Origin of the sequence: Methanohalophilus levihalophilus (assembly GCF_017874375.1) — an archaeon.
Lineage (GTDB): Archaea > Halobacteriota > Methanosarcinia > Methanosarcinales > Methanosarcinaceae > Methanohalophilus > Methanohalophilus levihalophilus.
In genome coordinates this window covers 44215-64076 of the sequence record NZ_JAGGLK010000001.1, presented here as the reverse complement: position 1 = coordinate 64076, position 19862 = coordinate 44215, and the positions used below count along the sequence as shown (strand labels likewise).

Here is a 19862-nt window from a genome sequence, read left to right as displayed (position 1 = left end):
GATGGGAGAAACTGTAGCCAGCAAAACGATGACAGACTATTTTGAGACACTGGAATCGACCCTGCAAAAAGAAATTGAAATTGCGAATAAAGCCCGTGAATCCGGGAAAGATCCTAAACCACATGTAGAAATTCCCATTGCAAAGGATCTGGCGGACAGGGTGGAAAACCTCATGGGTGTTGAGGGTGTTGCCGACAAGATTCGTGAGCTTGAAGTTGACCTGTCAAGGGAAGAAGCTGCGCTTGCACTTGGCAGGGCAATTGCCGAAGGAGAAGTTGGAAATTTTGACACCAAGGAGCAAGCTATTGAAAGCGCTATCCGCACATCTGTTGCAATGCTTACAGAAGGTGTCGTTGCTGCACCCATTGAAGGTATTGACAGGGTAGAAATATCCGACAACGATGACGGAACCCAATTTATAAGAATTTATTATGCAGGACCTATCCGAAGTGCCGGAGGTACCGCACAGGCCCTTTCAGTTCTAGTCGGCGATTATGTCCGAAGAGGCGTGGGAATTGACAGATACAAACCCCGCAAGGAAGAAGTGGAGAGATATGTGGAAGAAATCCTAATGTATCGCCGTGTTGCGACCTTGCAGTACATGCCATCTGAGGCCGAAATCAGGCTTATTGTTGAAAATTGTCCCATATGCATTGACGGGGAACCCACCGAGCAGGAGGAAGTCGAAGGTTATAGGAACCTTGACAGGGTAGGTACAAACCGCCTCAGGGGTGGAATGGCACTTGTTCTCGCGGAAGGGCTGGCCCTAAAAGCCCCGAAAATAATGAAACACGTAAACAAGCTCGGGATTGATGGCTGGAACTGGCTTGAGAAATTCATGGCTAGTACCACTCCTTCGGACGACGAGGGAAAAGAGGAAACGAAAGGCATCAAGCCAAAAGACAAGTACATGCGGGATCTGATTGCAGGAAGACCCGTTTTTTCCCATCCCTCCAGACCGGGCGGTTTCAGGTTGCGTTACGGTCGTTCAAGAAATACTTCCTTTGCAGCAGCAGGCATCAGTCCCGCTGGCATGGTAATTATGGACAGTTTCATTGTCGCGGGAACCCAGCTGAAAGTTGAAAGACCGGGAAAAGCCGCAGGAATGGCACCAGTTGATTCAATTGAGGGTCCCACGGTAAGACTGTTTTCAGGTGACGTGCTTCGAATTGATGACGAGGAAACAGCCATTGAATTACATTCACAGGTAGAGTCTATAATAGACATCGGTGAAATCCTGATCAATTATGGCGATTTCCTTGAGAATAATCATCCTCTTATTCCTTCATCCTACTGCTACGAGTGGTGGGTGCAGGAATATGAAAAAATCCTTGGTGAAAAAACCGAAAATGATCTTTCAAACATTTCCCAGGAAAAAGCACTTGAACTATGCCAGAATCATGGCGTACCGCTACATCCTTCTTTCACATACCTGTGGCATGATATTGAAATGGAGGAATTTATCCAGCTTGCAAATTGCATTGTTGAAAATTCCGAAATAAGTGACAACAAGGAATCACTCTACATCCCCTACACCAAGTGTTGCGACGGTGTGTCAAAAACAATACTGGAAAAACTTCTGGTGCAGCACACAATCGAGGACGACAGAATCTGCATCAATGACCCACTACCTCTTATTCACTGCCTTGGCCTTACTGAAAACCTGAAAAAAAGATGGGAAACTATTGAAGAAACAGGGGCCCTTGATGCTGTTAACAAATTATCAGGATGGACGGTTCGTGCCAGAGCTCCGATAAGAATTGGGGCAAGGATGGGAAGACCTGAAAAAGCAAACCGCCGCAAAATGTCTCCTGCACCACATGTTCTTTTCCCTATCGGAGAAGCAGGAGGAAATACCCGAAAACTGACAAATGCTGTTGATTACAAAGAAATGGCAAACGGCAAACCCGGCGACATAAAAGTAGAAATCGGAAACCGCATATGCCCTTCATGTGGAATGGAAACCCATGAATTCAGATGTGAATGTGGAACCCACACCGTCCCAAAACTATTCTGCCCCAGATGCGGACTTTCGATTAACAAGGAAGTATGCCCCAAATGCGGGGCTACCACTACCTGCACAACAAAAAGGAATATCGATTTCAAACAGATATACCAGAAAGCCTTTGAAAGGCTGGGGGAAAGAGACAATCTTGAGGTTTTCAAGGGCGTCAAGCGAATGATGTCAAAAAACATGAGTCCCGAACCCCTTGAAAAGGGAATCCTTCGTGCCAAACATGATTTGTTCACTTTCAAGGACGGAACCGTAAGGTACGACATGTCGGACATACCCCTTACACACATAAGAGCGTCAGAATTGGGAATTCCTGTAAGTAAACTACAGGAGCTTGGATACTCAGAAGATATTCACGGAAATCCTCTGGAAAAAGATGAACAGGTTGTCTGCCTCAGGGTGCAGGACTTAGTAGTTTCCTATGACTGCGGGGAATACATCCTCAATACTACCCGATTCATTGATGATTTGCTTGTCAAATATTACCATCAGGAACCCTACTACAATGCAAAAACCCTTGAAGATATTGTCGGGGTTTTGCTAATTGGCCTGGCTCCCCACACTTCCGCCGGTGTGCTGGGAAGGCTTGTAGGATTTACAAAAGCTTCTGTCGGGTATGCCCATCCGTTTTTCCACGCTGCAAAAAGACGCAACTGTGATGGTGATGAGGACTGTGTCATGCTACTGATGGACGGACTGCTGAATTTTTCACGCGAGTTCCTTCCGGACAAACGTGGAGGGCAAATGGACGCCCCACTTGTGCTCACCAGTAGGATAGATCCGAAGGAAGTGGATAAGGAAGCCCATAATATTGATGTAGCTGCATCTTATCCTCTGGAGTTCTATGAAGCAACACAGGATTTTACAAATCCTAAAGACCTTGAAGACATCATGGATCTGGTAGGTAATCGCCTTGGAACCCCGGAACAATATGATAATTTCATGTTTACTCACGACACGACGGACATTGCAGCCGGACCACAAAAAAGCGCCTACAAAACCCTTGGAAGCATGGTGGAAAAAATGGATGCCCAGCTATCCCTCGGAAACAAGATACGTGCCGTAGATGTGGGAAACGTAGCGGAAAGAGTTCTTGTATCACACTTCCTGCCGGATATGTTCGGAAACCTTAGGGCATTTTCAAGACAGGGAACTCGCTGCGTCAAATGCGGGGGGAAATTCCGGAGACCACCTCTTACCGGAACCTGCCCATTCTGCGGTGGCAGGGTGATTCTCACTGTTCACGAAGGAGCAGTCAGGAAATATCTTGAAGTATCCATGAGGGTCGCTGAGAAGTACAATGTATCTGATTACACCCGACAAAGAATAGAACTGGTCGGAAAGGACATTGACTCACTCTTTAGCAACGACCGCTCAAAACAGATGGGACTTGCAGATTTTATGTAAGAGGCATTCCCACAGCGTTTATTTGCTGAATGAGCTCGCTGAATTGCTCAACTTCAAAATTCAACACTTTTTCTTTTGTAAGTCCAATGGACATTTCGCCGTCGTAAGTGAGCTGGTCAGGACCACGTCGAACAAGCCGGTCAACACCATCCCTGCTCAAAGCTTCCTTGATCTCATTGTCGTGAGCAAGTGTTCGACCGGGTATTATAATAGTCTCTTCAAGATCGTAAAGATCCAGATTCCTGAAATCCCCGATTGTAATCAGACAACCGATGTCCTTTCCCACAGGCACAACGTTGACCTGCCCTCCAAGGCTGTCAAAAATATCCTGAAGGCGCGGATGCGCAGCCATACTGGTGAGAACAGTAGCTTTTTTTGTTATTTCAGGGAGTTTGGCCAGATAATCAGGTTCATTCCTTATAGCGAAGGGGCAACCTATAAGGGGGTCCTCAAGAGGAGTGCCTGTTATCCTTATATTATACTTCGAAGCCGCATTGCGTACAATTGAAGTGAATTCCTCAATACTATGAGTTGTGATGTCATCAAGAACCGGAGCGTTGTCAAGTATTAAACCTTCCTTAAAGGAATTTGCAAAACGCATTAGAATGGCACCTTTTGCTCCCATGACTTCGAGATCCTGCAAAGTCCTGTCAAGTACTTCGGCATCATTAACACCAGGTATTACAACAATTGCAGCATAAACTTCACATGACTCGCAGAAACGTTGCAAAGCTTCAAGAGATGATTGCGGTTCAGGGTCATTCATGTATTTGCGTCTGAGATCAGGGTCTGTTGCAAAAACCGTAAAAGATACTTCAGTCACACCTGCATGTATATAGAAATCTGCTTCTTCAACGGAATTAAAACCCTTACCACTGGTATAACCGAGATGAATGGGTCGCTCGAACTGGGACAGGAAATATACCAGATCCGGCAGCTCTTCGTAGCAGCTTATATCCCCTCCACCACTTACCGTGAATTTTTCCACATTACCCTGCGAGAAATGAATAGACTGGGATACTTCCCGCATAACAACCTGAGAGGGTTTGAAGCCCGGATAGGATTCCTTAATACTTCTTGTGCAGTAATCACACCCCTTTGAAAAGGGAAAACAATGTTTACATCCAAAGGGTGGCACATCCCTTACTTTGCGGAAGTAGCAGTATGAACAAAAACCGTTGCAATCTACTCCCGGGCTGCCTCCGATATCTGCGACAATCTCCATGGTGTGGGGAAGGTAGAAAAAGGTATTACTAAACTGTTGTGGTCAAGTTGGCTTGATATTACACCAAATTTGCAAAAACATAACGAATAATCAGGAGATTTGCTTTCTACCTTCGAACCTAATCCAAAAGCTTTAAACCTAAAAGGTCACATTGCTGAAGTGCATTACATTCAAGAAAAACCGACTGGAATTCTAGCTACCATTGGATTGTGTCGCCAGATCGTCCTCGCTCAAGTGTAGTTGTTTTCCAAATGGGGAATTTCTTACCAACAACTAAAGGAGGAAAATACGTGTCTGATAAAGTAGACATCTACAGTGACAAAGGAAAACTGTTAGAAAGCGGCGTTGATATTGCAGACCTTGCTCCAACAAGGAACGCAGCCATCAAACGTATCATTACCGACACCAAGAGAACAGTGGCTGTCAACCTCGCTGGAATCGAGAAGGCACTCGCAACCGGTAAAATGGGTGGCAAAGGTGCCCAGATTAGCGGCCGTGGAATGAACTTCAACATTGTCGACGATGCAGGAGCAATCGCTGACAAAGTAAACGAACTCGTTATGGTCGAAGATGGTGACGACACCAACATTGAGACCCTCAGTGGCGGAAAGCAGTTACTCGTACAGCTTCCAACCGCAAGGATCAATGCAGGTGCAGATTACACTGCTTCCCTCACAGTCAGTGCAGCTGCAGTTGTCCAGACCCTCATTGACATGTACAATGTTGACATGTTCGATGCACCAATCGTAAAGGGTGCTGTTTGGGGTAACTACCCACAGACAATGGACATGAAGGGCGGTAACGTCGCATCTATCCTCAATATCCCACAGAACAACGAAGGTCTGGGATACTCCCTGAGGAACATTATGACAAACCACATTGCAGCAATCACACACCGCAAGGCAATGAACGCTGCAGCACTTTCTTCAGTCTATGAACAGACTGGAATGTTCGAAATGGGTAACGCAGTAGGTCCATTCGAGAGACACCAGCTTCTCGGATTTGCATGCCAGGGTCTTAACGCAAACAATGTCGTATACGACATCGTTAAAGAGAACGGCAAAGACGGTACCATCGGTACTGTGATTCAGTCTACCGTTGGCAGGGCAATTGAAGATGGTGTAATCAGTGTTGACGCGACTGCACCTTCCGGATACAAGTTCTACAAAGCAAACGATGTATCCGCATGGAACGCATACGCAGCAGCAGGTCTTCTTGCAGCAACCATGGTAAACGTGGGTGCTGGCAGGGCAGCTCAGAACGTTTCATCTACAATTCTTTACTTCAACGATATCATTGAGAAGGAAACAGGTTTACCAGGCTGTGACATGGGAAGAATCCAGGGTACAGCAGTCGGTTTCTCCTTCTTCAGCCACTCAATCTATGGTGGCGGTGGACCAGGTGTATTCAACGGTAACCACGTCGTAACCAGACACTCCAGAGGATTCGCAATTCCATGTGTATCCGCTGCAGTTGCTCTTGACGCAGGTACCCAGATGTTTACCATCGAAAAGACATCAGGACTCATTGGTGACGTGTTTGGATCCATCAAAGAGTTCAGAGAGCCCATTGACGCGATCGCAGAATCTCTCTAAGATTGTCACAGGATGTTAAGGTTTCACAATGACAGAAACTTCTTCAGATAACGGAAATCCCATTCAAATCGAAATTTTCCCAAGCAGGTTAGTTAGACCTGAAACTGCTAAAGAGTTGCTGACTGAAATCAGCAACCTCGATGGGATCATAAGGGCTTTTATTCAGGGACCCCGATTGCCAACTCAAGTCCCATACGGACCTGCCAAAGGAAGTGTGGTAAATCACCCTTCAAGAGAGCACATCCAGATTGGGGATACCGATATTGAATTATCAGTATTGGTTGGTAGGATACGTCTGGAAATAGAAGATGAAGATGTAAAAGAAAACCTCCGGGAAGTATGTGAGCGAGTACTTCCATTCGGATTTGAATTCCGGGAGGGACTCTTCATCCAGAAGAAACAAACTGTTTCAGACTACGCCAAAAGGGGTCCGGGAGCTGATCCAAAGCTTCTGGGCCTTTATGATCCAAAAAGCAAAGTGGACAATATCACTGTACTGAACTCCGAGGAAAGTGAGGCATAATTAAATGGTAACTTTTGACCGGGAAACTCAGGTAGTTGATTGCCGACACGGTATGGGTCTTGGCCGTGGAGGAGGGCTTGCACAGCGCGGCACTCTTTCAGAAGCCGGACACACCGATGTTGTTGCAGTTGCTATGAGCCCCGGCAGAAGGCACATTACCAAACCGGTATGTGAGCTCACCTATGGAATGCGCAAAGAAGGCATCCAGGTGAGTGTACTTGTCCTCAACACCGGTTCCGGGGAACCTAATGCAGAAATGAAATCAGGTTCATTTGGAATCAGCCCGGATGAAGTAGAGCAGATCAACAGGCATAAGATGGCTGTTATCCACACGGGAAATATCAGGGATCACGTTGTGAAGAAGGTCAGGGAAATACTGAAATATGCAGAAGTCCCCGCTGTAGTCGTCACTCAGACTATGGTCGATTTTGAGGATTTTGCTAAAATCGGTACTAAGACAAGACTGGTGAAACCACAGGAAAATAACATCCAGACAAAGGGAAAAGTGATGGAAATTGTAACTGGCGTGACAAGAGGTGAAACTTGTCCTAGAGACAAATTAAATGAACTTGTCAAAGCAGTGAATTCCACCATGAAATCAATCAATCATAGAGGAGTGTAATCATTATGGCATATGAACCACAATTCTACCCAGGCGCAACATCCGTTGCAGAAAACAGAAGGAAGCACATGTCCGGTGATGTTGAGAAGCTCAGGGAAATCTCTGATGACGACTTAACAACCGTTCTTGGACACCGTGCACCAGGTACTGACTACCCAAGCACCCACCCACCACTTGCAGAAATGGGTGAACCAGAATGCTCAATCCGTGAACTCGTCGAACCTACAGCTGGCGCAAAAGCTGGTGACAGGGTAAGGTACGTACAGTTTGTAGACTCAATGTACAACGCACCTTCCACCCCATACTTCAGGTCATACAACGCTGCAATCAACTTCAGAGGCGTAGACCCAGGTACACTCTCCGGCCGTCAGGTCGTTGAGGCCCGTGAAAGGGACATGGAAGCTATTGCAAAATTCCAGCTCGAGACAGAAATGACCTGTCCAGCACTTGCAAGCCTTCGTGGCGCTACTGTCCACGGTCACTCACTCCGTCTCCAGGAAGATGGTGTAATGTTTGACATGCTTGAGAGGACAGTCCTTGAAAACGGACAGATCATGGCAGTTAAGGATCAGGTAGGAAGACCAATCGACAAGAAGGTCGACATGGGCAAACCTATGTCTGACGAAGAAGCTGCAAAGAGAACTACCATCTACCGTGTGGACAATGTAGCCTACAGGGATGACGCAGAAGTCATCGAGTGGGTTCACAGGGTATTTGACCAGAGGACCAAGTATGGCTTCCAGCCACTCTGAGGTGATATAAATGGCAGATGATAGAAAGAGAATGTTCCAGAAAGATTTAGAAATTAAGTTCACAAAGGAACACGGCACCAACAAGATGGAAGGCGGCGAAATCACCGATATGAGGATTAAGTACCACCGTCTTGGTGTAGACCAGAATCCAAGAAAACTTGAAATGAAGAAAGCAGGCCAGGAAATGGCTTCAAAGAGGGGTCTTGTCGGATATAACCCAATGATGCACTGCGGTGGTATCCCACTCGGACAGAGAGCACTCACACCTTCATTCATTTCCGGCACTGACATGATGGTAGAAACAGATGACCTTCACTACGTCAACAACGCTGCAATGCAGCAGATGTGGGATGACATCAGAAGAACCACAATTGTCGGTATGGACATGGCACACGAGACCCTCGAGAAGCGTCTCGGCCTCGAAGTTACCCCGGAGACCATCAACCACTACCTTGAAACCCTCAACCACGCACTCCCTGGTGGAGCAGTCGTTCAGGAACACATGGTAGAAACACATCCAGCACTCGTGGATGACTGTTACGTAAAGGTCTTTACCGGTGACGATGAACTTGCAGATGAAATCGATGACCAGTTCCTCATTGACATCAACAAGCAGTTCCCTGCAGAACAGGCAGAACAGCTCAAAGCCGCTATCGGTAAGACAACCTGGCAGGCAGCTCACATTCCAACCATCGTAACCAGAACTACAGACGGTGGTCAGACCAGCAGATGGGTTGCAATGCAAATAGGTATGTCCTACATTTCAGCATATGGAATGTGCGCCGGTGAAGCAGCAGTAGCTGACCTTTCCTTTGCTGCAAAACACGCTGGTGTTGTCAACATGGGTGACATGCTTCCTGCAAGACGTGCACGTGCACCAAACGAGCCTGGAGGAATTACCTTCGGTAACATGGCAGATATCATTCAGACAAGCCGTGTAGACCCAGAAGATCCTGCACACATACCCCTTGAGGTAGTCGGTGCAGGCTGTATGCTTTACGACCAGATCTGGCTCGGTTCCTACATGTCTGGTGGTGTTGGTTTCACACAGTATGCAACCGCTGCATACACCAACAACATCCTTGACGACAACCTCTACTATGACGTTGACTACATCAACGACAAGTACGATGGTGCAGCAAACAAGGGTACTGACAACAAGATCAAAGCAACCCTTGAAGTTGTCAAAGACATCGCAACCGAATCCACACTCTACGGTCTTGAGAACTACGAGAAATACCCAACAGCACTCGAAGACCACTTTGGTGGTTCCCAGAGAGCAACAGTCATGTCCGCTGCAGCAGGTAGCGCAGTATCCCTCGCAACCGGAAACGGAAACGCAGGTCTCTCCGCATGGTACCTTTCAATGTACCTCCACAAGGAAGGCCACGGCCGTCTTGGTTTCTTCGGATACGACCTGCAGGATCAGTGTGGTGCAACCAACACTCTCTCCTACCAGGGAGACGAAGGTCTGCCAGCTGAACTCCGTGGTCCAAACTATCCAAACTACGCTATGAACGTAGGTCACCAGGGTGGTTACACCGCTATTGCAGCCGCTGCACACGCAGGTCGTGGGGACGCATTCACGCTCAACCCACTCATCAAGATCTGTTTCGCAGACGACTTGCTGCCTTTCGACTTCACCGCACCAAGGAAGGAGTTCGGAAGAGGAGCTCTCAGAGAGTTCGAGCCTGCTGGAGAAAGATCACTCGTCATTCCAGCAAAATAAATTTGAAATATCTAATTGCAGGTGCTTTTGCACCTGTAATTCCTGTTTTTTTTATTCATTAACCCATAGGGTAACCTATCTGAAATCCGATAGTTTTATCTGTATATGGCCATTCTATTCATAATCTCCATAAACAGGCGGTACTCATGACCAGTGATATTGAAAGTAAAGTCATTGAAGCAAAAAACGCATCCATCCGACTCTCCAGTGTAAATACTGCCATTAAGAACAAAGCTCTTGAAAATATGGCAGAAGCACTCGGGAAAAACAGGGAAGCAATACTTGAAGCAAACAAAAAGGATCTGGAAATTGCCGGGAAAATGCTTCAGGAAAACAAGCTTTCACAGGCTCTTGTTGACAGGCTGAAAGTAAATGACAGCAAGATTGATGGAATGATTGCCGGAATAAAGGATGTGATGAAGCTTGATGATCCAACCGGCGAAACCCTGCAATGTCTTGAACTTGATAAAGGACTCGTGCTTTACAAGGTCAGCTGTCCAATCGGCCTTATAGGAGTCATTTTTGAATCAAGACCTGATGTTGTCCCACAGGTCATGTCACTTTGCCTGAAGAGTGGGAATGCCACTATCTTCAAGGGCGGAAGTGAAGCTCTCAATTCCAATCGTACCATTTTCAACATCCTCAAGGATGCAATTAAGAATACCGAAAGAATTCCCGAGGAAGCATTCCAGTTGATGGAAACAAGGGAAGAAGTGATGGACATTCTTTCTTTTGATAACCACATCGATCTACTTATCCCAAGGGGTTCCAACGAATTTGTGAAATACATACAGGATAACACAAAAATACCTGTACTTGGACATGCTGATGGCATATGCCATGTATATGTTGATAATGAAGCTGATATCGAAAAGGCTGTTAATGTATGTCTTGATTCAAAAGTCCAGTATCCTGCGGTTTGCAACGCCATGGAAACCATGCTGGTGCATTCTGAAATCGCAGAGACGTTTTTGCCGGAGATGTTCAAGACTTTCACAAACTCAGATGTTGAATTAAGACTTGATGAGAAATCAATGGGTTTTGCATACAAAGAAGCAATATCCGCAAAAAGCACTACAGATGATGACTGGCGTACCGAATACAATGATCTGATTCTTTCAGTAAAAATTGTAGGCGATATGGAAGAAGCAATTGATCATATCAATAAATACGGATCACATCATACCGACGCAATTGTCACCGAAAACCAACAGAAAAAGAAGGATTTCGCCGCTCTTGTTGATTCATCAAGTGTGATGATAAATGCCTCCACAAGATTTGCTGATGGTTTCAGGTATGGAAAAGGTGCTGAAGTAGGAATAAGCACAAACAAAATCCATGCAAGGGGTCCTGTTGGAATGGAAGGACTGGTTATTTACAAGTATATTCTCATCGGAAACGGTGACAAAGTTGCCGATTACAGCGGTTCGGATGCAAAGAGCTATACGCATCAAGAACTGAATTTGAAAATTGAAGATGCGCTTTGAAATGGATTACGATATTACTGAGGAGCCAACACATTTGAAATCCAGGAAAGAATTACTGGGAGACATACAAAAAATTGTGGTCAAAATCGGAACCACTTCAATTAGCAGGGAAGACGGAAGTCTTGATCTTGACTTTATGAAAGGAGTGGCTTCACAGGTATCCAGTCTTCATGCTGAAGGAAAACAGGTTATTTTAGTAAGTTCCGGGTCTATTGGCGTTGGTATTGAAGTGTTGGGCCTGAATTGCAGACCAAAAGAAATACCAGTACGTCAGGCAGCAGCTGCGGTGGGCCAGAGTATCCTCATGCAGAAATGGATGGAAGCATTCAGGGAATATAATCTAAATGTTGCCCAGATAATGCTGACTTACGAATCTTTTACAAACAGGCTTACTTACCTGAATTTGCGCAACAGCATTTCCACGCTGCTTGACTATGGAGTTATTCCCATCATTAATGAAAACGATCCCACCTGCGTTCATGAAATTGAAGCAACTCTTGGGGATAATGACAAGCTATCAGCAATGGTAGCCAGCAAAACCGAAGCTGACATACTCATATTGCTTTCAGATATTGACGGCCTCTACGATAAAAATCCTAAAAGGAATCCAGATGCTAAATTGCTAAAAACAATTGAGGAAATCACGCCTACAATTGAAAGTTACGGTGGCAGCCCTACAAGCACCAAAGGCATTGGTGGTATGAGAACAAAAATAGAAGCTGCTAAAATATGCAATCTTGCAGGTTGTCATATGGTAATTGCCAATAGCCAGATAAAAAAAGTGATTGAGGATATTGTTGAAGGGAAAGATATTGGAAGCCTGTTCGTTGCGGATAAGGATGTACATTCAAACAGGATTCGCTGGATATTACTTGCACGCACAACCGGAAAAATCATTGTTGATGAAGGCGCATGTAACGCCCTCCAGAACCGGATGAGTTTACTCCCTTCAGGAGTTCTCGATATTGCAGGTAATTTCGATCGTGGGGATATTGTGGAGATTGACTGCAACGGGGAAATTTTTGCTAAAGGAATTACTGATTATAATTCCGAGGAACTCCAGAAAATTAAGGGCAAACACACAGACATGATTGCAGAAATCCTTGGTTACAAGAATTATGATCATGTCATCAAAAAAGAGAATATTGGCCTGATACAGAATTAAACTTTGTCAGGCAAGCTTTTTACATAATTATATATATAATTGGATTTAAACTGTGTCTGTTAAAAGCTATCAGGTGCCGTTAATGAAAATATCTCAAAGCGAGAAACCCAGCGTCTTTTTAATCTGTGAATCAGATACACTTGCTGCAGATATTGAAAATCGACTACGGCATGATTTTGAAATCCATAAAATTTCCAGCGATACCAAACCACAGGAAGAAACTGGAAATCCGGATCTTATTATCGCCATTTCCCATGATGAACAAAAGTGCTATGAAATTTGCAAGCACGCAGGGAGCCTGAAAAAAGATGAATACGTCCCCATTCTTTTGATTACATCTGATAACATTGATGAAGAAATGACGTCTTACATCGATGATTTTATCATTGCACCGGTTGACACACTGGAACTTGAAACCAGAATTAATTCACTTATGAGGATAAAGAAACTTCACGATACCTTGCTCCGTGAAAGGGATCAGGCACAAACATACATAGATGTGGCAAATTGTGTTGTTGGTGTCGTGGATACAAACCTGAACATTATTCTGGCAAATAAAGGAGCTTCAGAAGTACTGGGGTATCCTCAGGAAGAAATTATTGGACAAAACTGGTTTGATATTTTCCTGCCGGAGAGGGTTCGTGACTTCATCAAAGCAGGCTATATACAGGTACTTGAAGGAAAACTGGAGCCACCTGAGTTCTCCGAAAAACCGATTCTCACCAAAAGTGGTGAGGAGAGATTAGTTTTCTGGCATGATGTGGTACTGCGTGATGACAATAACCAGATCATAGGAACCATCAGTTCAGGCGAAGATATCACTGAACGCAAACAAGTAGAAGAAGCCCTGACGCAGGCAAATCAGGAGTATTATGTTCTCGACAAAATGAAAAACGATTTCATGGTGAACCTCAGCCGGGAACTAAGAACACCAATTATATCCATAAAGGGATTTTGTAAGCTCCTTAATTCAGATGAAATCGGCATTTTAACACCTTCACAAAAAAAGGCTGTTGAAACTGTCTCCCGGAACGCCGAAAGACTTCATCATCTAATAGATTCCCTTCTTTATACAAGTGAAGAACTCATTGAGCAAGTACATTTTGATTTTTGCTCAGTAAATCTTCAGGAGAATCTGGACGATATCATCAAGGAAATGGAACCTCTGGCTTCTAAGAAAAAGATCACAATCGAAAAACAGATTAAAGAACTTCCTACAATGTGGGGAGATGAAGCACACCTTAAGAGAGTATTTTTCCATTTACTTGATAATGCTATTAAATTTACCCCTGAAAGCGGAATCATTCAGGTTTTGGCATTACCCAAAGACAACTCCATTGAAGTTGCAATTAAAGATACAGGAATAGGAATTCCTCCTGAGAAAATTAACGATATTTTCAGGAGTTTCTATCAAATTGATGGCTCAACCACGCGTAAATACGATGGCACAGGTGTCGGGTTATATATTTGCAAAAAAGTTGTTGAGCAGCATATGGGAACGATTTCTGTAGCTAGCCAGGTGGGAGTTGGAAGCACATTTACAATTTCCCTACCAACAAAGAATCCCGAGATGGTACCTGAAAACTTTGCAAAATTACCGGTGGGCTCCTGCGGATATAACAACTGATTCCTTTTTTGAACAATCTGGAAATGAAGAAAAATTATCTTTGTTCTTCAAAGTACCTTTTTGCAAGAAGATAAGTGCTTGAAACAGTAATTGTTACTAAAAACAAGCCAATCAAGAGGCTTTCTGCAGTGAAGTCCTGCCATGAGTGTACGGAAACCCACATACCACTTCTGGTCACAAATGTTGCAAAGACCACCAGTATAAATGAATAAACCGAAAGTAGTGGTGCAGTAAACCTAAAAGCTTCCTTTTTGCTGTATTGCGTATGCAGGTAAGCAGTCGAAGCAATCCATGGAATGAGTGAAGAAGTCTCAACCGGATCCCATGACCAATACCATGCCCCCCATCCGAGAACTTCATAGGCCCAGAAACCCCCGAGACCTATTCCTGCAGTCAGGAAAAGCCAACCTACTCTCATCCAATTCCCGGCAATATTCTTCCATCCATCATCATTTAGCAGCATTCCGGAAATCGCTGCAGCAAACGGAATTGTGAAAGCTGCATAGCCCATAAACAAAACTGGCGGATGGACAGCCATCCATGGGTTGCGAAGGAGTGGATTCATTCCCTGACCATCTGTCAGATGATAAGCATGAACAAAAGGATTCCAGTTGGATACAGCTATAGACTGGGCTTTTGCATAATACACGGCGAATGGATTATCCAGCACAAGAACCAGTAAAAATACTGAAATTATGAGAAAGGAAATTGTTCTTGTGTGTTCCATCAATTTTTCAGGAAGGTTTTTTGATTTGTATTTGATAATAAGCAATATTGCACTTATTCCCCATACCCACAACAAGAGTGAACCTTGCTGTCCTGCCCACATTGCCGATAGTCTGTAGTACCATTGAAGATCCAGACTTGAATGCTGGTACACATAGGCATAGGAAGCATTCACTGCGTTCAAATAATACAGGATCAGGATGCAAGCAAGTGAAATCAAGGAAAAAGCTGCAATCTCAAGCCTTCCAGATAATTGTTTGTTTTGGAACTTACCGGCATATGAACTGGAAAGAACCGCAGCTCCAAGCGCAAGAATAAATGAGACCCATATAAAAACCATACCGAAATTCATTTTTTAGCCTCCCTTTTATCACCTGCTGGAAGCAATCCCGGAGCAAGAAGTATTATCATTCCCAGAAGCATCAGTGAAATTCCGGCCCAGACAAAAGTTATGAAAGGCACGACACGAACATAAAGATCAATAGCACTATTTTCCTCATCAATCGCGCGCGGTGCTATGAAAAGCTCCTCGCCAAGACCGCGATTTATGTAAGTGGTTGTGTAAGTCTGCCTCCATTTAATATCGGTTATGTAATCAAGTGATCCTGAATCAAAGTAGGCACCATTTTTGTAGACATCAAATCCTATGTGAGTTACATAAGAGGAACCCGGATATTCCCTGTAGGGAGTTCCTTCATAACCTGAACTCATACCTGTAACTATTATGTTATAATCCAGATTCTCAAACTAAACGGGAGTGTTCTCTGAATGTATTGCAGAGTCTTCAACTTTCATAGCAGAACTGGCAATTACACCAAAAATAATCAATAGGATACCTATATGAATAATATGTGCCCCTATTCCCCGGACAAGTGCGTTTCCTTGTCGCTCTTTTGTAATCGTAACCAATCTGTACAAGACTACCAGAAGCGAGCCCATAAAAATTGGCAGGATTAAATCTGTTTTCCAGTCTCCCGTCGGTGAGATAAACAGAAATAGAAGGGAAACTAAGATAACGCCTCCAACAAATAGGCCAACCTGTTTTTGCGAGTATTTTCCTGCAAGAAGACAGGCGGATAAAATCAAGGTCAGAAGTATCGCAAATGGACCTGTACGGAGATTGAAATATTCAGCATCCATGCTGAGTTCCACACCTATAGTGAACCTTACAATAAGGGGTGTGAGCATTCCAATTGTTATTAAAATTACAAGGGCAGTAAACGAAAAAACCGTTGCAGATACGAGATTGTTTTTTGATATTAAATCAGAATCCAGTTCCAAATGCATCCCTTCTTCAAACCTGAACTGGAATTAGAATGGGAAGTATATAAATCAATGCCATAAGGCAATTGAAGAGCTCGTATAAGCCATCGTTTTAGCCGGATGGAAAAATCTTAATAAAGGGTCATTATATTGGAAACAAAGATTAGGGACTGATATTACGCTTGAGATAATTGTTATTGCACTCTGGTTAATGTTACCCGCATACATTCCCAGCCCCTGTGCTGCCCTTTTTGGTGGAGGAAGACCCATCGATGGTGGCCGGACCATGGCTGACGGGAACAGGATTCTCGGCGACGGGAAGACAATTCGCGGATTTGTAGCCGGTTCTCTTTGCGGAATAATTCTGGGAATGATGCTTTTCTGGATGGGAGACATCCAGGTTTTCGGAATTAACCTTCCGTCTTTTGGAGATTCGGTTTTTTCAGCTTTTCTAGTCACGGCTTCCTTGGCAGTTGGTTCATTGTTTGGGGATATGGCCATGAGTTTTGTCAAGCGAAGAATCGGGAAGAAAAGAGGTGCACCCCTGCCCGGGGTCGACCAGCTTGATTTCGTTGCCGGTGCATGGCTAATTACGATTATTACAAGCCCTGCCTGGTTTTTCAGCAATTTTACTTCATCTGTGGCACTGGCAGTAATTATCATTACACCTCTGCTTCATATCACAACAAACATAATCGGATACCTGCTTGGGGTCAAAAAAGAACCTTGGTGAGGGGAGATGGTTTACATGGAATATACAGAAGATAATTTGATTACAGCTCTCAGGGATTGCGAAGCCATTCGATTCGGGGATTTCACTCTTGCTTCCGGGAATAAGAGCCGATATTATATTGACATTAAAAAAGCAACTTCCATGCCAAAAGTCCTGAAACTGATTTCAGAAATGGCTTCAGAGAAGATCAGGGATATGCAGGTTGACAGAATCGGCGGAGTAGCCCTGGGGGGGGTGCCTCTCGCAACTGCTGTGTCATTGATAACAGAAGATCCATTACTCCTGATCCGAAAATCAGAGAAGGATTACGGAACAGGTGGACGTTTTGTAGGGGATGTTAACAAGGGAGAAACTGTGATCCTGATAGAAGATGTCACAACAAGCGGTGGATCAGTTATTGATGCAATCGATGTTCTCAGGAGCGAAGGTGTTGTTGTCAACACGGTGATTACGGTAGTTGACAGGGAAGAGGGAGCACTGGAGAACCTTAAGGCTAAAAACATAGAGTTGATTCCGCTTGCCAGAGCCTCCCGGATTCTTGAAAAAGCAGGCGATGATGTGTGAAAACATAGATCGGAAACTATTTATTGTGTATCAGGAATCTATCAATCTATCAAAATCAGAGAAAGCACCTATTGAAATTTATGTTAAACTTTTTTAGAAATGAGGTTTATAAATGAAAGTTCTTGTTATCGGCGGCGGAGGGAGAGAACACGCTATTGCAAAAGCCATTGCCAGAAGTCCAAAACACCCTGAAATATATGCAGTAATGGCAAAACAAAATCCGGGAATCGCAAGGCTATGCAAGGATTTCCTGCTTGAAAAAGAAACAAATGTTAAATGGGTAGTGGACTACGCCACTGCGAATAAAATCGATATCGCAATAATCGGTCCCGAAGCTCCCCTGGCTGCAGGGCTTGCCAATTCCCTTGAAGATGCAGGAATTCCGGTCGCTGGTCCAAAGAAGGAAGTTGCCTGTATAGAATTTGATAAAGCCTGGGCAAGAGACTTCATGAATGATAACAATATTGATGGTTGTCCTGCATACAGGGTATTTTCATCTGATGAAGGATTAAAGGAATTCATTGCAGAGCTAAAGGATGTGGCTGTGAAACCTGCCGGCCTTACAGGTGGTAAAGGTGTCAGGATAATGGGGGATCAGCTAACCGATACAAATGAAGCTTACGAGTATGCAAAAGAGCTTCTTGAAAATGATTCAGTTGTAATTGAGGAAAACCTTAAGGGCGAAGAATTCACCCTGCAGGCTTTTGTTGATGGAGAAAATCTTGCTTTTGCTCCATGCGTACAAGATCACAAGCGTGCATTTGAGAATGATCTCGGACCAAATACCGGCGGAATGGGAGCATACTCGGATGTCGATGTAATACTTCCTTTCATGGTAGCAGAGGATCTGGAGACCGGCAAGAAGATCATGAAACAGACTGTAAAAGCCCTTAAATCAGTAACAGGTGTCGGTTACAAAGGAATTCTTTACGGACAGTTTATTCTAACAAAGGCCGGACCAAAAGTCATTGAGTTCAATGCACGTTTTGGTGATCCGGAAGCTATGAACGTTCTGCCACTTCTCGAAACTGACATGACAGATGTCATCGATGCCATCGCAAACGGCAAACTGGGCGATCTGGAAGTTAAGTTTGCAAAGAAAGCAACCGTGTGCAAGTATGTTGTACCCGCAGGCTATCCTGACAACCCTGATGCTGACAAGGAAGTTATTTTCGGAGATATGGGCGATGCAATCCTGTTCTACTCCAGCGTGTATGAGATGAACGGAAAAATCTACACAACCTCATCAAGATCCGCTGCCGTAGTCGCTGTTGCAGACAGCATCAAGAAAGCAGAGCTGCTTGCACAGGAAGGTATTGAGAATATCATAGGCGATCTTCATTACAGAAGTGACATTGGAACTGAAGCCTTGATCGCAAAGAAAGTTAACCACATGAAAGAGATCCGGGGATACTAAGACTTACGGAGTTGATTAGATGAAACACCTGCTCTCAATGGCAGACCTTTCCCATGATGAGATCATGGAAATCCTGGAAATGGCAGAAGACCTCAAGGAAAAACGTATGCGAGGTAAGGTTACAGACCTTCTCAAAAACAAAAGTCTTGGAATGATTTTTGAAAAATCATCAACCAGGACACGTGTATCCTTCGAAGTCGGAATGGCTGATCTGGGAGGGCATGCATTGTACCTGAATTACCGGGATCTCCAGATTGGAAGAGGGGAAACAATTGCTGATACTGCCCAGGTGCTTTCACGATATCTTGCAGCCATTACTGCAAGGGTAAACAATCACTCAACTGTTACCGAACTCGCAAAATACTCCTCTATTCCTGTTATTAATGCTCTTTCTGATAAGGAACATCCCTGTCAGATCCTGGCAGATTTCCTTACCATAAAAGAATACAAATCCCACCTTAAAGGCCTAAAGCTAACATGGGTCGGAGATGGCAACAACGTTTGCAATTCCATGATCCTCGGTTGTGCCCTGATGGGCATGGAGATAGCTGTTGCATGCCCGCCGGGATATGAACCTGATGAAGACATCGTAGCCCAGGCAAGGGAAATGGGTGGAAATGTACTTGTTACGTCTGATCCACTGGAAGCTGCAAATGACGCGGATGTTCTTTATACGGATGTCTGGGTTTCCATGGGTGATGAGGATGAAAGGGATAAAAGACTTAGTGACCTTGAAGCTTACCAGATTAATTCCCGCCTTGTAGAAACTGCAAAGAACGACGTTATTGTTATGCATTGCCTTCCTGCACACAGGGGAGAAGAAATATCTGCAGAAGTAATGGACGGTCCTCACTCAGTGGTTTTTGATGAAGCGGAAAACCGCCTTCATGCACAAAAAGCACTTATTCTCAAACTGATGGCGTAATTGCCATCATTTGTTCGTTTTCTTGCCTTTCAAAACAGTAATAACTGGGTTTTCATCCCTGACTACTATTTTAAAGCCTTTGTCAGTT

At 44.4% G+C, this 19862-nt stretch carries 17 protein-coding genes; 13 read left to right on the top strand and 4 right to left on the bottom strand.

From position 1 onward, the window contains the following. Position 1 precedes the first annotated feature (1 nt). On the top strand, positions 2 to 3421 hold the full coding sequence (locus J2755_RS00270; RefSeq protein WP_209677870.1) for a DNA polymerase II large subunit: 3420 nt from the start codon (positions 2 to 4) through the stop codon (positions 3419 to 3421). Here the strand turns inward: J2755_RS00270 and mmp10 are convergent. Continuing rightward, positions 3414 to 4646: a methyl coenzyme M reductase-arginine methyltransferase Mmp10 gene (mmp10, locus tag J2755_RS00265; RefSeq protein ID WP_209677866.1), complete on the bottom strand. Its 1233-nt coding sequence runs from the start codon at positions 4644 to 4646 to the stop codon at positions 3414 to 3416. The genes J2755_RS00270 and mmp10 overlap by 8 nt on opposite strands. A 290-nt stretch (positions 4647 to 4936) precedes the next feature. On the opposite strand from mmp10, the gene mcrB reads away from it, so the two are divergent. The 8 genes from mcrB (at position 4937) to J2755_RS00225 (ending at position 14146) form a co-directional block, all read left to right on the top strand. Then, positions 4937 to 6241 (top strand): coenzyme-B sulfoethylthiotransferase subunit beta, encoded by a 1305-nt coding sequence (gene mcrB / locus J2755_RS00260; protein WP_209677863.1) that lies wholly within the window; start codon positions 4937 to 4939, stop codon positions 6239 to 6241. A gap of 28 nt (positions 6242 to 6269) precedes the next feature. Beyond that, complete coding sequence (gene mcrD / locus J2755_RS00255) at positions 6270 to 6764, top strand: methyl-coenzyme M reductase operon protein D (protein WP_209677859.1); 495 nt, start codon at positions 6270 to 6272, stop codon at positions 6762 to 6764. A 4-nt stretch (positions 6765 to 6768) separates the two neighbouring features. After that, complete coding sequence (gene mcrC, locus J2755_RS00250) at positions 6769 to 7386, top strand: methyl-coenzyme M reductase I operon protein C (RefSeq protein WP_209677856.1); 618 nt, start codon at positions 6769 to 6771, stop codon at positions 7384 to 7386. 5 nt (positions 7387 to 7391) lie between these two features. Beyond that, a complete protein-coding gene (mcrG, locus tag J2755_RS00245) occupies positions 7392 to 8138 on the top strand; it encodes a coenzyme-B sulfoethylthiotransferase subunit gamma (protein WP_209677852.1) in 747 nt (248 codons plus the stop codon). Positions 8139 to 8148: 10 nt separating this feature from the next. Further along, a complete protein-coding gene (gene mcrA / locus J2755_RS00240; protein WP_209677836.1) occupies positions 8149 to 9867 on the top strand; it encodes a coenzyme-B sulfoethylthiotransferase subunit alpha in 1719 nt (572 codons plus the stop codon). Between the two features lie 146 nt (positions 9868 to 10013). Then, the gene (locus J2755_RS00235) at positions 10014 to 11354 is read left to right on the top strand and encodes a glutamate-5-semialdehyde dehydrogenase (RefSeq protein ID WP_209677832.1); all 1341 of its coding nucleotides are present in this window, start codon (positions 10014 to 10016) and stop codon (positions 11352 to 11354) included. Between the two features lie 34 nt (positions 11355 to 11388). Continuing rightward, entirely contained in the window at positions 11389 to 12519 is a 1131-nt protein-coding gene (gene proB / locus J2755_RS00230; protein WP_209679806.1) for a glutamate 5-kinase, read from the top strand. 82 nt (positions 12520 to 12601) lie between these two features. Then, positions 12602 to 14146 (top strand): ATP-binding protein, encoded by a 1545-nt coding sequence (locus tag J2755_RS00225; RefSeq protein WP_209677829.1) that lies wholly within the window; start codon positions 12602 to 12604, stop codon positions 14144 to 14146. 34 nt (positions 14147 to 14180) lie between these two features. Here the strand turns inward: J2755_RS00225 and ccsA are convergent, their stop codons facing one another. Genes ccsA through J2755_RS00210 form a run of 3 tightly spaced genes read right to left on the bottom strand, consistent with a single transcriptional unit; the run spans position 14181 to position 16153 of the window. Further along, positions 14181 to 15224, bottom strand: coding sequence for a cytochrome c biogenesis protein CcsA (gene ccsA, locus J2755_RS00220; RefSeq protein ID WP_209677826.1), 1044 nt, complete (start codon positions 15222 to 15224; stop codon positions 14181 to 14183). Next, on the bottom strand, positions 15221 to 15583 hold the full coding sequence (locus J2755_RS00215) for a hypothetical protein (protein WP_209677824.1): 363 nt from the start codon (positions 15581 to 15583) through the stop codon (positions 15221 to 15223). Before J2755_RS00215 ends, ccsA begins: the two co-directional genes overlap by 4 nt. Positions 15584 to 15619: 36 nt before the next feature. Beyond that, positions 15620 to 16153, bottom strand: coding sequence for a cytochrome c-type biogenesis CcmF C-terminal domain-containing protein (locus J2755_RS00210; RefSeq protein ID WP_209677822.1), 534 nt, complete (start codon positions 16151 to 16153; stop codon positions 15620 to 15622). Between the two features lie 172 nt (positions 16154 to 16325). On the opposite strand from J2755_RS00210, the gene J2755_RS00205 reads away from it, so the two are divergent. From J2755_RS00205 to argF, 4 genes are all read left to right on the top strand, one after another. Further along, a complete protein-coding gene (locus J2755_RS00205) occupies positions 16326 to 16868 on the top strand; it encodes a CDP-2,3-bis-(O-geranylgeranyl)-sn-glycerol synthase (RefSeq protein ID WP_342591046.1) in 543 nt (180 codons plus the stop codon). 15 nt (positions 16869 to 16883) lie between these two features. Next, a complete protein-coding gene (gene pyrE, locus J2755_RS00200) occupies positions 16884 to 17432 on the top strand; it encodes an orotate phosphoribosyltransferase (protein WP_209677819.1) in 549 nt (182 codons plus the stop codon). 112 nt (positions 17433 to 17544) lie between these two features. After that, positions 17545 to 18849: a phosphoribosylamine--glycine ligase gene (gene purD, locus J2755_RS00195; protein WP_209677817.1), complete on the top strand. Its 1305-nt coding sequence runs from the start codon at positions 17545 to 17547 to the stop codon at positions 18847 to 18849. A gap of 19 nt (positions 18850 to 18868) precedes the next feature. Next, the gene (argF, locus tag J2755_RS00190) at positions 18869 to 19774 is read left to right on the top strand and encodes an ornithine carbamoyltransferase (protein ID WP_209677815.1); all 906 of its coding nucleotides are present in this window, start codon (positions 18869 to 18871) and stop codon (positions 19772 to 19774) included. Positions 19775 to 19862 lie beyond the last annotated feature (88 nt).